General features: G+C 71.2%; 11 protein-coding genes. 4 read left to right on the top strand and 7 right to left on the bottom strand.

The annotated features are described in order from the left end of the window. Positions 1–62: 62 nt before the first annotated feature. From ACZ59A_RS10555 to ACZ59A_RS10540, 4 genes are read right to left on the bottom strand one after another with little or no spacing between them, the layout of a single operon-like run. Positions 63–1,772, bottom strand: a complete 1,710-nt coding sequence (locus tag ACZ59A_RS10555) for a dipeptide ABC transporter ATP-binding protein (protein ID WP_470956224.1) — start codon at positions 1,770–1,772, stop codon at positions 63–65. Next, positions 1,772–2,686, bottom strand: a complete 915-nt coding sequence (locus tag ACZ59A_RS10550) for an ABC transporter permease (RefSeq protein WP_470956222.1) — start codon at positions 2,684–2,686, stop codon at positions 1,772–1,774. Before ACZ59A_RS10550 ends, ACZ59A_RS10555 begins: the two co-directional genes overlap by 1 nt. After that, positions 2,683–3,642, bottom strand: a complete 960-nt coding sequence (locus ACZ59A_RS10545) for an ABC transporter permease (protein WP_470957865.1) — start codon at positions 3,640–3,642, stop codon at positions 2,683–2,685. Before ACZ59A_RS10545 ends, ACZ59A_RS10550 begins: the two co-directional genes overlap by 4 nt. A gap of 5 nt (positions 3,643–3,647) precedes the next feature. Continuing rightward, positions 3,648–5,264 (bottom strand): ABC transporter substrate-binding protein, encoded by a 1,617-nt coding sequence (locus ACZ59A_RS10540; protein WP_470956219.1) that lies wholly within the window; start codon positions 5,262–5,264, stop codon positions 3,648–3,650. Between the two features lie 244 nt (positions 5,265–5,508). Between ACZ59A_RS10540 and ACZ59A_RS10535 the strand changes: the two genes are divergently transcribed. Together ACZ59A_RS10535 and ACZ59A_RS10530 are read left to right on the top strand one after the other, a co-directional pair. Further along, positions 5,509–6,720 (top strand): pyridoxal phosphate-dependent aminotransferase, encoded by a 1,212-nt coding sequence (locus ACZ59A_RS10535; protein ID WP_468051622.1) that lies wholly within the window; start codon positions 5,509–5,511, stop codon positions 6,718–6,720. Between the two features lie 89 nt (positions 6,721–6,809). Then, positions 6,810–7,268, top strand: coding sequence for an SCO4983 family protein (locus ACZ59A_RS10530; RefSeq protein ID WP_470956216.1), 459 nt, complete (start codon positions 6,810–6,812; stop codon positions 7,266–7,268). Between the two features lie 32 nt (positions 7,269–7,300). Here ACZ59A_RS10530 and ACZ59A_RS10525 read toward each other — a convergent pair whose 3' ends face one another. After that, the gene (locus tag ACZ59A_RS10525) at positions 7,301–8,491 is read right to left on the bottom strand and encodes an L-talarate/galactarate dehydratase (RefSeq protein WP_470956213.1); all 1,191 of its coding nucleotides are present in this window, start codon (positions 8,489–8,491) and stop codon (positions 7,301–7,303) included. Between the two features lie 165 nt (positions 8,492–8,656). Continuing rightward, positions 8,657–10,486: a phosphoenolpyruvate carboxykinase (GTP) gene (locus ACZ59A_RS10520; protein WP_470956211.1), complete on the bottom strand. Its 1,830-nt coding sequence runs from the start codon at positions 10,484–10,486 to the stop codon at positions 8,657–8,659. A gap of 243 nt (positions 10,487–10,729) precedes the next feature. On the opposite strand from ACZ59A_RS10520, the gene trhA reads away from it, so the two are divergent. Beyond that, positions 10,730–11,437, top strand: a complete 708-nt coding sequence (gene trhA, locus ACZ59A_RS10515; protein ID WP_470956209.1) for a PAQR family membrane homeostasis protein TrhA — start codon at positions 10,730–10,732, stop codon at positions 11,435–11,437. Between the two features lie 18 nt (positions 11,438–11,455). After that, positions 11,456–12,079: a TetR/AcrR family transcriptional regulator gene (locus ACZ59A_RS10510; protein ID WP_470956206.1), complete on the top strand. Its 624-nt coding sequence runs from the start codon at positions 11,456–11,458 to the stop codon at positions 12,077–12,079. Positions 12,080–12,127: 48 nt separating this feature from the next. Here ACZ59A_RS10510 and ACZ59A_RS10505 read toward each other — a convergent pair whose 3' ends face one another. Further along, complete coding sequence (locus tag ACZ59A_RS10505; protein ID WP_470956203.1) at positions 12,128–14,161, bottom strand: thioredoxin domain-containing protein; 2,034 nt, start codon at positions 14,159–14,161, stop codon at positions 12,128–12,130. Positions 14,162–14,306: the final 145 nt, after the last annotated feature.

The following is a 14,306-nucleotide window of genomic DNA, read 5'->3' as shown; positions in this document are numbered from 1 at the left end:
GTAGCTGGGGGAGGGACGGGTGGGCACAACCCGGCCACCGGCCCGCACCCGGCGGCGAAACCTCAAGGCGCACCCACGTGCCGCCAGCGCCGCACCCGGTGGGCTTCGCCCACGGCGTCCCAGACCGCGTCCGGCTCCGCGGCGTCCGCCCAGTCGTCGGCCACCCCGGCAGGGGCCTCCGCATCCGGGTCGGGTTCGAGGGCCGCAGCCATCAGCTGGCGGGTGTACGGATGGCCCGGGGCCGCGAAAACCGCGTCCGTCGGGCCCTCCTCCACCACCACCCCGTGCCGCAGCACCACCACCCGGTCGGCGATACCCCGCACCACCGCCAGGTCATGGCTGATGAAGAGGCAGGCCAAGTCCCGCTCCCGACGCAGATCATCGAGCAGGCGCAGCACATCGGCCTGCACCGACACATCCAGCGCCGTGGTGATCTCATCCGCGATCAGCACATCCGGCTCACCGGCCAGCGCCCGCGCGATGCCGATCCGCTGCCGCTGGCCGCCGGAGAGCTGCGCGGGGAGCCGGTCGGCGAAGGACGGGTCGAGGCGGACGTCGGTGATGAGGCCGCGGGCCCGCGCGGCCGCATCGTCCCGCGAACCCGCCGCGCCGAAGAAGCGCAGGGGACGCCGTATCGCGTCGCCCACCGACCGCCGAGGATTCAGCGACGTATCGGCGTTCTGGAAGACGAGCTGAATCTTGCGCCGGAGCGCGAGCGGCCGCCGCCGCGCGGAGGCGCCCAGGTCACCGGCCTCGTGGGTCATGGTCCCGCCCGACGGGGCCCGCAGCCCGGCCAGCGCCCACGCCAGCGTGGACTTGCCGCTGCCGGACTCGCCGACCAGGGCCAGCACCTCACCCCGCCGCACGTGGAAGGAGACGCCATCGACGGCCCTGGACGAGCCGTAGTCGATGGTCACGTCCCGTACGTCGACGGCCTGACCCGCACCGGACGGCACCACCCGCTTGGGCCGCACCTCTCGGGTGCCGTCCTCGCCGACGAGGGCGAGCCCGGTGTCGGTGAGCCGAGGCACGCTGGCGAGCAGACGACGCGTATACGGATCGGCGGGGGCGGCGAACAGCCGCCGCGTCGGGGCGGCCTCGACGACCCGGCCCGCGCGCAGCACGCACACCTCGTCGGCCATCCGCGCCACGACGCCCAGGTCGTGGCTGACAAGAACCGCCGCGAGGCCGAGTTCGTCGCGCAGGGAGCCGACCAGGTCCAGGACGGAGCGCTGGGTGAGGACGTCGAGCCCGGTCGTGGGCTCGTCCAACACCAGCACCTTGGGCCGGGTGGCGATGGCCATCGCGATGGCCACACGCTGCTGCTGCCCGCCGGAGAGTTCGTGCGGGTAGCGGCGGGCGAGTTCGGCGGGGCGCGGCAGCCGGACCTGTTCGAGGAGGTCGGTGACGGGCACGTCGCCGCCCGCCTCGGCGATCTGCCGCCCGATGCGCATGGACGGAGTGAGGGCCTGGCCCGCGTTCTGGGCGATCATCGCGACCGTACCGCCGCGCAGCCGCCGCAACTCCCGCGCGGAGAGCGCGAAGACATCGCGCCCGTCGACCCGCACCGTGCCCCCCGTGAGCCGCGAGCCGTACCGCAGATGGCCCAGCAGCGTCGCGGCGACGGTCGACTTGCCGCTGCCGGACTCGCCGACGAGGGCGAGGGTTTCGCCGGGCGCGAGGTCGAACGAGACATCGTGGACGACGGGGATCTCCCCACTGCCCGACCGGTAGGCGACACCCAGCCCCGCCACAGAGACAATCGCGCTCATCAGGAGCCCTCCCGGATGCGGTCGACGCCCCACGCCTTGGACAGCCCGTCGGCGGCGAGGTTGAGCCCGACGACGAGGGTGGCCAGGGCGATGATGGGCGCGAGGCTGGCCATGGGGACGACGGTGATGGCGGTGCGGTTCTCGGAGACCATGAGCCCCCAGTCGGGGGTGGGCGGGTCGGCGCCGAAGCCGAGGAAGGACAGCGACGAGATCAGCAGCACGACCCACGAGGCGCGCATGGCGAATTCGACGCACACCACGTCGATGATGTTGGGCAGCACTTCGCGCCGCAGGATCGCCCAGGTCCCCTCCCCCCGGGCGTGCGCCGCGGTGACGTAGTCCTGGGGGACGACGGCGAGCGCGGCGCCGCGTACGACGCGTACCACCTGGGGGACGCAGATGACGCCGATGGCCAGCACGATGACCCCGGAGCCGGTGCCCAGCGCGGTGACGATGACCAGCAGGACGAGGATCGCCGGGATGGACAGCACCGCGTCCAGGATCCGCATCAGCACATCGTCCAGCCAGCCGCCGCGCAGCGCGGCCGCGCAGCCGAGGACGGTGCCCAGCGCGAGGGTGAGGACGGTCGCGGTGACGGAGACGCCGAGCGCGTACCGCCCGCCGTACAGCACCCGCGTGAGCACGTCGCGCCCGTACTGGTCGGTGCCCGCCCAGTGGTCGGCGCTGGGCCCGAGCAGCGCGTGCGAGGCGTCGCCGACGGTGGGGTGGTACGGGGTGAGCAGCGGGGCGAGCAGCGCGATCACGACGTGGAAGGCGACGATCGCGAGCCCGATGGCGGCGGGACGGGAGGTGCGTACGGTGCGCCAGACACGCGCGGCGGCGGAGCCGGAGGCCCCTGACCGGGCGGACGGCGGGGGAACGGGGGCCGCGGCAGGCGTCTTCAGCGCGCTCATCGGATCCTCCCTCCTCGGGTGCGGAGCTTGGGATTGAGGGCCATGGAGCCGAGGTCGGCGGCGAGGTTGCAGACCACGTAGACGACCGCGCTGATGAGGGCGATGGCCTGGATGACGGGCAGATCGCGGTTCTGCACGGAGGTGAGCAGCAGCTTGCCGATGCCGGGGTAGTTGAAGACGTTCTCGACGACGGCGACGCCGCCGATCAGCCAGGCCACGTTGAGCGCGATCACGTGCAGCGTGGGCAGCAGGGCGCCGGGCAGCGCGTGCCGGGTGACCACGCGCCAGGTGGACAGGCCCTTCAGCCGCGCGGTGGTGACGTATTCACTCGCCATGACGTCGATGACCGACGTACGGGCCATCCGCACGATGTACGCGGCCATCACGATCGCGAGCGACGCGGCGGGCAGCCAGACGGCGGGGAGCAGTTCACCCGTGGAGGCCCCTGGCCCGTACAGCACCACGGCGGGCAGCACGGGGACGGTGACGGAGAAGGCGAGCACCAGCAGGGTGGCCACGACGAACTCGGGGATGGACATCCCGACCAGGCTGACCGTGGAGATCACATGGTCGGGCCAGCGGTCGCGGTAGAGCCCGGCGAGGATGCCGAGGACGAGCGAGCCGGTGACCGCGAAGAGGACGGTGACGATCGCGATCAGGGCGGAGTTGCCGAGGTACTGGGCGACCTCGCTCCCGACCGGCTTGGTGGTGACCAGCGAGGTGCCGAAGTCGCCGTGCAGCGCGCCCTTGATCCAGTCGAAGTAGCGCTCCCAGGCGGGCTGGTCGAGCCCCATCTGCTTGCGCAGCGCGGAGACCGCGTCGGGGGTGGCGTCCTTGCCGAGCACCTGGGTGGCGACGTCGCCGGGCAGCGCCTGCACGGCCAGGAAGACCATGACGGAGGAGAGCAGCAGGGTGCCGAGGGCGGCGGCGACGCGGCGGACGATGAAGGTGAACACGCTGCTCACGCCCCCTTCAGGCCGATGCCGAGGTAGTCGAACTCGAAGCCGTGCTCGGCGTAGCCGCGCACCTTCCGGGAGATGCCGGTGAGCCGGTCGGCGAACATCGGGGTGATCGCCCCGCCCCGCTCGACGATCAGGGTCTGCGCCTGCCCGTACAGCTCGCGGCGGCGGCCTCCGTCGGTCTCCCGGCGAGCCCGGTCGAGCAGCGCGTCGAACTCCTTGTCCGACCAGGCGGTCTCGTTGTAGGAGGAGCCGCTGCGGAAGACCTGGTTGAGGAGCTGGTCGATGGGGCGCCCGGTGTACCAGTAGGTGGCCATGAGCGGCTTCTTCATCCAGATCTGGGTGTAGTACGAGTCGGCGGCCGCGGTCTTGACCCGGATCCGGATCCCGGCGCGGGCCGCGGACTCCTGGTAGGCGAGGGCCATGGGCGTGAAGATCGGGTCGTACGAGGACGTGTAGAGGTCCACCGCGAGCCGCTCGTGCCCGGCCCGCTTCAGCAGCTGGCGCGCCCGCTCGGGGTCGTGGGCGGGGTGGGCGGCGATGTGGGCGGGGTCGTTCGGCGGTACGGGGTTGTCCCAGCCGAGCGTGCCCGCGCCCTGGAGGGCGACCTTCCGGATGTGCTCGGGGTCGTACGCGAGCTTCATGGCCTGCCGGACCCGCACGTCGGTGAAGGGCTTCTCGGTGGTGAGCATCGGCAGCACGTACCACTGGGCGTTCTTCGACCGGGCGATGGTGGCGCGGCTGGAGGCGGCGATGACGCGGGCGGTGGCGAAATCGAGGTTGGTCTGGGACAGCAGGTCGACCTGCCCGGCGAGCAGCGCGTTGGCCCGGGCCTGCATGTCGGCGACGGAGAAGAAGTCGATGGCGTCCAGCACCGGGCGCCCGGCCCAGTGGTCCTCGTACGCCACGACCCGGCCGGGCCCGGCGGAGGTGAAGGAGACCAGTTTGAACGGGCCGGTGCCGATGCCGGTGCGGCCGATGGACTTGGCGCTGCCGTCGGGGACGACGTAGCAGTTGTAGTGCGTGAGCAGGCTGGGGAACTCGGCGTGCGGGCTCTTCAGCGGGATCACGAGGGTGTGCGGATCGGGGGTGCGCAGCCGCTTGGGGTCGACCAGCGGGGCCAGCACCGGCCCCTGCGGCGAGGCGGTCGCGGTGTCGAGGATGTGCCGCAGGGTGTAGGCGGCGTCGGCGGAGGTGAAGGCGGAGCCGTCGTGGAAGGTGACGCCGCGGCGCAGCCGGAAGGTCCACGTGCTGGCCTTGGCGTCGGGCTCCCAGGACTCGGCGAGGTCGGGGACGGTCTTGCCGTCCCTGTCGACGCGGACGAGCCGGTTGTAGAGGGCGCCGAGGTATTCGTACGCGGACAGCGCGCTCGCCGGGTCCAGGGTCTCGGCGTCGGAGGCGGGCGGCCGGGCCATGCGCAGGGTGCCGCCGCGGTCGGGGCGTCCGGCCGGGCCGCTGGTGGGCACGGCCTCGGAGGGGGAGGCGGACGCGGCGCCCGAGCAGCCGGTCAGCAGGGCGGACCCGGCGAGTGCGCCGCCGCCCGCGGCCGCCGCGGCGAGCATCGACCGCCGCGGTATCCCGGCCACCCCGGGCTCTGTTCGGAGGGAGGTCTCGGACATGGACGGGGCGGCCCTTCGCTCGTTTCGTTCAGCTGAACGATTGGGTGAGGTGCGTGAACGATAGCCACCGGTTCCGCCCCGGCCAACCCTTCGTTCGCGGAAATTAACGGGGTTAACCCACTTGTTACCGACCGGCGCGGAGGGGGCGCGATGCGCTCGGTGCCACCCGGGAGCGCTCCCGTACACCGTCCACGTGGCGAAAAACACCGAGCGTGGCCGGATACTCCGCCGTAAGGTGGCCGACATGCAGGTGATCCAGTCCACGAAGCTCGCCAACGTCTGCTACGAAATCCGTGGCCCGGTTCTTGAGGAGGCGATGCGGCTGGAGGCAGCGGGTCACCGCATCCTCAAGCTCAACACCGGCAACCCGGCGATCTTCGGGTTCGACTGCCCGCCGGAGATCCTCGAGGACATGCTGCGCAACCTCGGCGACGCACACGGCTACGGCGACGCCAAGGGACTGCTGTCCGCCCGGCGCGCGGTGATGCAGCACTACCAGACCCAGGGCATCCACCTCGACGTCGAGGACATCTTCCTCGGCAACGGCGTCTCCGAGCTGATCCAGATGTCGATGCAGGGACTGCTGGACGACGGCGACGAGGTCCTCGTCCCCTCCCCCGACTATCCGCTGTGGACCGCCTCGGTCTCGCTCGCCGGGGGCACCGCCGTCCACTACCGCTGCGACGAGCAGTCGGACTGGCTGCCGGACCTCGCCGACATCGAGCGCAAGGTGACCGACCGCACCAAGGCGATCGTCATCATCAACCCGAACAACCCGACGGGCGCCGTCTACAGCGAAGAGGTGCTGCGCGGCATCACCGACATCGCCCGCCGCCACCGGCTGATCGTCTGCTCCGACGAGATCTACGACAAGATCCTCTACGACGGCGTCACCCACACCCCGACCGCCGTCATCGCCCCGGACCTGCTGACGCTGACGTTCAACGGGCTCTCCAAGGCGTACCGCGTCGCGGGCTACCGCAGCGGCTGGCTCGCGGTCTCCGGCCCCAAGGCCCACGCCGCCAGCTATCTGGAGGGGCTGACGATCCTCGCCAACATGCGGCTGTGCGCCAACATGCCCGCACAGCACGCGGTGGCCACCGCCCTCGGCGGCCGTCAGTCGATCAACGACCTGGTCCTGCCAGGCGGACGGCTGCTGGAGCAGCGCGACACGGCGTACGAGCTGCTGACCCAGATCCCGGGAGTGAGCTGCGTCAAGCCGAAGGGCGCGCTGTACGCGTTCCCGAAGCTGGACCCCAAGGTCTACAAGATCAAGGACGACCGGCAGATGGTCCTCGACCTGCTGCGGGCCGAGAAGATCATGATCGTGCACGGCACGGGCTTCAACTGGCCGGAGCCGGACCACTTCCGCCTCGTCACGCTCCCGGCCAAGAAGGACCTGGCCGACGCGGTGACCCGGATCGGGAACTTCCTCGACGGCTACGGCCAGCCCTGAGCGGCAGATTGTGACCGAATCTCTGTAGAAGGCTCAACTTTAGATCGTGTCTAAGTTAGGATGGCCTCCTGAACGTTTGGAGGCCATCCATGTACGAGCCGATCCGCACCAAGTCGGTCCACACCATGGCCGCGCCCGAGCCTGACTTCCCGCACCGCTCCCGCGAGGAGGAGCTGGACATTCGGCTCGCCGGACATCTGACCGCACTGCTGACCGTGACCGACGAGCTGCGCGCCCTCACCCCGGACCCGGCTCTGGACGAGGCCGCCGAGCGCCTGGCCGACCAGGTCATACGGCTGCGCGACGGCCGCGCCCCACTGCGCGCCGCCCCCACGACGGTCGCCGCCGACCCGGCTCACGTCGCCGCCCTCCACCAGCGCGCCCACACCCTGGCGGGCTGGGCCCTGGTCATCGCCACCTCGCGCGAGGACGCGGCGGCCACGGCGCTCAGCGCCGAGCGCCTGGAGGCGCATGCGGCACATGCGGCGGTTACGGCGGCGGATCAGGCGGCGGCGGATCAGGCGGCGGGGCTGAGCGTCACCGCCTGACGCTGCCGGGACGGCTCGACGCCCGCCGGGTCTCAGGCGCCTTCGCCGAAGCGGGCCGCCTCCTTCGTCCAGGCCGCCGCCTGGTCGCTGAGCGAGAGGCCGAGACCTGCGCGGTCGGGGATGACCATGCGGCCGTCGCGCAGCTCCAGCCGCTCGTTGAACAGCGGCTCCAGCCACTCGAAGTGCTCGACCCACGCGGTGCGCGGGTAGGCCGCCGAGAGATGGACGTGGATCTCCATCGCGAAGTGCGGGGCGAGGCTCAGGCCCTTGTAGTCGGCGAGCGTCATGATCTGGAGGAACGGGGTGATGCCGCCGACCCGTGGGGCGTCGGGCTGGACGAAGTCGGCGGAGCCCGCCTCGATCAGCGCCGCGTGCTCATGCGAACTGGTCAGCATCTCGCCGGTGGCTATGGGGGTGTCCAGGGTGGCGGCGAGGGCCGCGTGGCCCTCGGCGTCGTACGCGTCGAGCGGCTCCTCGATCCAGGTCAGGTCGAACTTCTCCAGCACCCGGCCGACCCGGGTGGCGGTGATCCGGTCCCACTGCTGGTTGGCGTCCACCATCAGCGGAACGCCGTCGCCCAGATGTTCCCGTACGGTCTCCACCCGGGCGAGATCCACGCGCCAGTCCGGCGAGCCCACCTTGAGCTTGATCCCGGCGACGCCCCGGGAGCGGGCCAGGTCGATGTTCTCCAGCACCTGTTCGATGGGCGTGGAGAGAAAGCCGCCGGAGGTGTTGTAGACGCTGACCGCGTCGCGGTGCGCGCCCAGCAGCTTGGCCAGCGGCAGCCGCGCACGCCGGGCCTTGAGATCCCACAGCGCGATGTCGAACGCGGCGACCGCCTGCACGGCGGCTCCGCTGCGGCCCATGGACGCGCCCGCCCACACCAGCTTGTTCCACAGCCGGGCGATGTCGCTGGGGTCCTCGCCGATCAGCTCGGGCGCGATCTCCTGGGCGTGGGCGTACAGCGCGGGCCCACCGGCCCGCTTGGAGTAGCTGAAGCCCAGGCCCTGGTGGCCGCCCTCCGTGCTGATCTCGGCGAAGAGGAAAGCCACTTCGGTGAGCGGCTTCTGCCTGCCGGTCAGCACCTTGGCGTCGCTGATGGGCGCGTGCAGCGGCAGGTACACCAGGGAGAGCCGGATCGCCGAGACCCGGTCGGTGCTCGCCTCGCCGGGCGCGGAGGCAAAGGGTTTGAAGGCGACGGAATCACTGGGCGCGACACTCATGAAGTGCTCTCCTCGACATCGTGCTGGGGCCGAAGCCCTACCATCCGTCGCCGCACCGAAAACCGTCCAGACCCGAGGTGTAGGAACTCCCCTTGATCACATCCATGAACAGGCCGGGGCCCGCACCGTGCGGTGCGGGCCCCGGCCTGTTCATACACGTGGTGTTCAGCCCAGGCGCTGCACCAGCGCCCGGTACTCGTCCCACAGCTCCTTGGGCGTGTGGTCACCGAAGGTGTTGAGGTGCTCGGGGACCAGGGCGGCCTCCTCGCGCCACACCTCCTTGTCGACGGTGAGGAGGAAGTCCAGCTCCTCGTCGCCCAGTCCGAGGCCGTCGGTGTCCAGGGACTCCTTGGTCGGCAGGATGCCGATGGGGGTCTCGACGCCCTCGGCGCGGCCGTCGAGGCGGTCCACGATCCACTTCAGGACGCGGCTGTTCTCGCCGAAGCCGGGCCACACGAACTTGCCCGCGTCGTTCTTGCGGAACCAGTTGACGTAGTAGATCTTCGGGAGCTTCGCCTGGTCCTTGCCCTTGGCGACGTCGACCCAGTGGCCCATGTAGTCGCCCATGTTGTAGCCGCAGAAGGGCAGCATCGCGAACGGGTCGCGGCGCAGCTCACCGACCTTGCCCTCGGCGGCCGCGGTCTTCTCGCTCGCCACGTTGGCGCCGAGGAAGACGCCGTGCTGCCAGTCGAAGGACTCGGTGACGAGCGGGACCGCGCTGGCGCGGCGGCCGCCGAAGAGGATCGCCGAGATCGGCACGCCCTTGGGGTCCTCCCACTCGGGCGCGATGATCGGGCACTGTCCGGCGGGCACGGTGAAGCGGGCGTTGGGGTGGGCCGCGGGCGTCTCGCTCGCCGGGGTCCAGTCGTTGCCCTTCCAGTCCGTGAGGTGGGCGGGCGACTCCTCGGTCATGCCCTCCCACCACACGTCGCCGTCGTCGGTGAGCGCGACGTTGGTGAAGACGGAATTGCCCCACAGGGTCTTCATCGCGTTGGCGTTGGTGTGCTCACCGGTGCCGGGCGCGACGCCGAAGAAGCCCGCCTCGGGGTTGATCGCGTACAGCCGCCCGTCCTCGCCGAACCGCATCCAGGCGATGTCGTCGCCGATCGTCTCGACCGTCCAGCCGGGGACGGTCGGCTCCAGCATCGCGAGGTTGGTCTTGCCGCACGCGCTCGGGAAGGCCGCGGCGACGTACTTCGACTCCCCGCGCGGCGGCGTGAGCTTGAGGATCAGCATGTGCTCGGCGAGCCAGCCCTCGTCCCGGGCCATGACGGAGGCGATGCGCAGGGCGTAGCACTTCTTGCCGAGCAGCGCGTTGCCGCCGTAGCCGGAGCCGTACGACCAGATCTCCCGCGCCTCGGGGAAGTGCGAGATGTACTTGGTGCTGTTGCACGGCCACGGCACGTCGGCCTGGCCCGGCTCCAGCGGGGCGCCCAGGGTGTGGACGGCCTTGACGAAGAAGCCCTCGTCACCCAGGACGTCGAGGACGTCCTGTCCCATGCGGGTCATGGTGCGCATCGCGACGGCCACGTACGCGGAGTCGGTGATCTCGACGCCGATCGCGGACAGCGGCGAGCCGAGCGGGCCCATGCAGAACGGGACGACGTACATGGTGCGGCCGCGCATCGAGCCCCGGAATATGCCCTGGTCGCCCGAGAACATCTCGCGCATCTCGGACGGGTCTTTCCAGTGGTTCGTCGGACCCGCGTCCGCCTCCTTCTCGGAGCAGATGAAGGTGCGGTCCTCGACGCGCGCCACATCGCTGGGATCGGAGGCCGCGTAGTACGAGTTGGGGCGCTTGATCGGGTCGAGGCGTTTGAACGTGCCCTTCTCGACGAGCTGCGCACACAGACGGTCGTACTCCGACTCCGAACCGTCACACCACACCACTTCATCGGGCTGGGTGAGCTCGGCGATCTCGCCGACCCAGGAGATCAGTTCCTGGTGACTGGTCGGGGCCGTGATGAGGGAGGAAGCCACATTGCTGGGCGCCACGATCGCTCCATCCCGCCGGAACCGCACTGCTCCGGCGTCTTGGTTTGAGGGTTTGGGCGGATATGTGCACGCATATCCGCATATGGAGACAGCTACCCCTTGGGGGCTGCGACCCGGATGCTCAGCTCATCCGGTGCCGACCGCGCTCATTTGATCATCCGACGGTACGGGCGATCTGTCCAGTGGGCACCTTGGTGACCATCACCACTCGATACGACCGGTAACTGACGGTGGCTGGGTAGCATGAGCACCATGACTGCAGCCGCGCCCGATGCCGCCGTTGACCAACCTCCAGGGCCCGAGGCAGCTCCGCTTCCTCTCAAACCCATGCTGCGCGGCTGGCTGCACGCCGGCATGTTCCCGGCCGCGCTCATCGCCGGAGTGGTGCTCACCGCGCTCGCCGACAGCCCACGCGGACGCATCGCGTGCGCCATCTTCACGCTCACCGCCTGCGCACTCTTCGGCACGAGCGCCCTGTACCACCGGGGCAATTGGGGCCCGCGCGCCACGGCGGTGCTGCGCCGCCTGGATCACGCCAACATCTTCCTGATCATCGCGGGCACCTACACGCCCTTCACGCTGCTGCTGCTCCCCCAGGGCAAACAGCAGCTGATGCTCTGGCTGGTGTGGGTCGGAGCGCTCGCCGGGATCGCCTTCCGGGTGTTCTGGGTCGGCGCCCCGCGCTGGCTCTACACCCCGTGCTACATCGCCCTGGGCTGGGCCGCGGTGTTCTTCCTGCCGGACTTCCTGCGCACCGGCGGCATCGCCGTCATGACGCTGATCGTCGTCGGCGGCCTGCTCTACAGCGCGGGCGCGGTGATCTACGGGACCAAGCGCCCCAACCCCTCACCCCGCTGGTTCGGCTTCCACGAGGTGTTCCACTCCTTCACGCTCGCCGCCTTCGTCGTGCACTACGTCGGGATCTCCCTGGTCGCCTATCAGCACTCCTGAGCGTGCCGGTGCCCGACAATGATCGGCATGGCCTCCGCACACACGACTTCCACCGGGCCCCGGCCCGGACTGCGCGAACGCAAGAAGATCCAGACCCGGCAGGCGATCCGGCGGGCCGCCTACCGGCTGTTCGCGGAGCAGGGCTACGACGCCACCCCGGTGGACCGGATCGCGGCGGCCGCCGACGTCTCCCCCAGCACCGTCTTCCGCTACTTCCCCGCCAAGGAGGACATCGTCCTCACGGACGAGTACGACGAGGCCATGGCCGCCGGGATCCGGGACCGGCCGCTGGACGAGCCGCCGATCTCCTCCCTCCGCCGCGTCCTGATCGACATGGCGAGCCGGCTCACCGCCGACGAGCGCGCGGAGATGCTGACCCGGCTCACCCTGATCCGCCAGGTCCCCGCGCTGCGCGCCCGCATGGGCGAGGGCATGGCCGAAACCGGGACCATGCTGGGACAGGTCCTGGCCGAGCGCAGCGGCCGGTCGGCGGAGGACTTCGAGGTGCGGGTGCTCGTCGGAGCCGTCCTCGGCGCCCTCCAGGAAGCGGTCTTCCACTGCTTCGACCACCACGGGGTGGAGGCCATGGAGGACAGCGTCGACCGCGCGCTGGGCATGCTCGCCCGCGGCCTGCCGCTGTAACGCGCCTTCCGTCAGCCCCCGAGCCTGGCCGTCACCCGAGCCTGGCTGTCAGCCCCCGAGCCTGGCCGTCAGCGCCGCCACATCCGCTGTCGGGGCGTCACAGGTGAAGTGGCGGCAGACATACGCCGCCGGGCGCCCCTCCAGCAACACCCGCCCCTCCAGCAGCGGCACCTCGTCGGAGCCCGGCGCGCCCACCGCCACGACCGCGCCCGGCGCGGTGCCCAGCAGCGCGGCCCGGTGCAGGGCGCGGGTCGCGGAGTCGCCGTCCGGCCCGACGACGGCCACCTCGCGCGGCCCGTCCAACAGCGCCTCGGCGACGGCCAGCCCCCAGCCGATGAACCGCGGCACCCGCGCGCCCAGCGCCCGCACCACGGCAAGCGCCCGCTCGGCCGCCTCCCGGTGACGGCTGCTCCCCGAGACGGCGGCGTAGGACAGCAGCGCCCCGGCGGCCGCCGTCCACCCCGAGGGGGCGGCGTTGTCGGTCGGGTCCTGGGGACGGCGGATGAGCGCCTCGGCGTCGTCGGCCGTGTCGTACAGCGTGCCGTCCTCGGCGGCGAAGTGGTGCAGCACGGTGTCCAGCAGCAGCCCCGCGAAGTCGACCCATACGCCCTCACCGGAGACCGCGGCCAGCGCGAGGAAGCCCTCGGCCACATCCGCGTAGTCCTCCAGCACGCCCGCGTGACCGCCCACGGTGCCGCCCAGCGAGGTGCGGGCGAGCCGTCCTTCGGTGTCCATGTGGAGGCGTACGAGCAGGTCGGCGGCCTCGGTCGCGGCCTCGACCAGGTCGGGGCGGTCGAAGTAGGCGCCGGTCTCGGCGAGCGCGGCGATGGCCAGCCCGTTCCAGGCGGCCACGATCTTGTCGTCGCGCCCGGGCCGCTCCCGCCGCTCCCGCGCGGTCAGCAGCCGCTCCCGTACGGAGGCGAGCCGCGCGGCGTCGGCCGGGCGCGCCCCGTCGGGCAGCTGGAGGACGGACGCGCCCGCCTCGAAGGTGCCCTCCTCGGTCACCCCGAAGTACTCCGCGGCCTGCTCGGCATCCGCCTCGCCCAGCACCTCGCGCAGCTGCTCCGGCGTCCACACGTAGTACGCGCCCTCGACGTGCCGTCCGGTCCCGTCGTCGCTGTCGGCATCCAGCGCGGAGGCGAATCCGCCCTGCTCGGTGCGCAGCTCACGGACCAGGAAGTCGGCGGTCTCCAGGGCCACACGGCGCGCGAGATCCGAGCCGGTGGCCCGCCAGAGGTGGGCGTACACGCGGCACAGCAGCGCATTGTCGTACAGCATCTTCTCGAAGTGCGGAACGACCCATTCCGCATCGACGGAGTAGCGCGCGAACCCGCCGCCGAGCTGGTCGTAGATGCCGCCACGGGCCATCGCCTCACACGTGGCCTGCACCATCTGCAACGCGCCCTCGGCGCCGGTCCGGGCGTGGTGGCGCAGCAGGAACTCCAGCGCCATGGACGGCGGAAACTTCGGCGCCCCGCCGAACCCGCCCCGCACCGCGTCGAATTCACGGGTCAGCCCCATCAGCGCGGCCGCCATCTCCTCGGCCCCGGGCGGCTGCGGCGCACCGGACCCCAGCGCGATGCCGGTGCGCTCGGCCAGATCCCGCACGATCTTCCCGGCCACATCCCGCACCTCGTCCCGCCGATCGGCCCACGCGGCGCGAACCCCCTCCAGCACCTGCCGGAAGGACGGCATGCCGTGCCGGGGCGCGGGCGGGAAGTAGGTGCCGAAGTAAAAGGGCTGCGCGTCAGGCGTCAGAAACACCGTCATGGGCCACCCACCCTGCCCGGTCGCCGCCTGCACCGCCTCCATGTACACGGCGTCCACATCGGGCCGCTCCTCGCGGTCGACCTTGACGGAGACGAAGTGGGCGTTCAGATACCCGGCCGTCTCGACATCCTCGAAGGACTCGTGCGCCATGACGTGGCACCAGTGACACGCGGAGTAGCCGACCGACAGCAGCACGGGCACATCGCGCCGCCGCGCCTCCTCGAAAGCCTCCGCCCCCCAGGGCCACCAGTCGACCGGATTGGAGGCGTGCTGAAGCAGGTACGGCGACTGCGAGTTGGCCAGGCGGTTCATATCCACATCGTCGCAGACGCGATCCATCCCCGTGGGCGGCCGGCAAGGGCGTGGCGGACCAATACCGTCACAACGACGAGGACCAGGAACGCCCCGGGGCCCCCGCCAACCAAGCGACAGAAGCCCCGGATCCGCTGCAGGAATT

It is taken from the genome of Streptomyces sp. NPDC040405 (genome assembly GCF_055595765.1).
The sequence above is the reverse complement of the archived record's forward strand: the minus strand, read 5'-3'. Positions and strand labels throughout refer to the sequence as shown.

What these genes read in the sequence shown, in the direction of transcription:
- ACZ59A_RS10525 (WP_470956213.1), bottom strand. Translation starts at nt 8,491, where the DNA reads ATGAGTGTCGCGCCCAGTGATTCCGTCGCCTTCAAACCCTTTGCCTCC.
- ACZ59A_RS10540 (WP_470956219.1), bottom strand. Translation starts at nt 5,264, where the DNA reads ATGTCCGAGACCTCCCTCCGAACAGAGCCCGGGGTGGCCGGGATACCG.
- ACZ59A_RS10510 (WP_470956206.1), top strand. Translation starts at nt 11,456, where the DNA reads ATGATCGGCATGGCCTCCGCACACACGACTTCCACCGGGCCCCGGCCC.
- ACZ59A_RS10550 (WP_470956222.1), bottom strand. Translation starts at nt 2,686, where the DNA reads ATGAGCGCGCTGAAGACGCCTGCCGCGGCCCCCGTTCCCCCGCCGTCC.
- ACZ59A_RS10535 (WP_468051622.1), top strand. Translation starts at nt 5,509, where the DNA reads ATGCAGGTGATCCAGTCCACGAAGCTCGCCAACGTCTGCTACGAAATC.
- ACZ59A_RS10505 (WP_470956203.1), bottom strand. Translation starts at nt 14,161, where the DNA reads ATGAACCGCCTGGCCAACTCGCAGTCGCCGTACCTGCTTCAGCACGCC.
- ACZ59A_RS10530 (WP_470956216.1), top strand. Translation starts at nt 6,810, where the DNA reads ATGTACGAGCCGATCCGCACCAAGTCGGTCCACACCATGGCCGCGCCC.
- trhA (WP_470956209.1), top strand. Translation starts at nt 10,730, where the DNA reads ATGAGCACCATGACTGCAGCCGCGCCCGATGCCGCCGTTGACCAACCT.
- ACZ59A_RS10555 (WP_470956224.1), bottom strand. Translation starts at nt 1,772, where the DNA reads ATGAGCGCGATTGTCTCTGTGGCGGGGCTGGGTGTCGCCTACCGGTCG.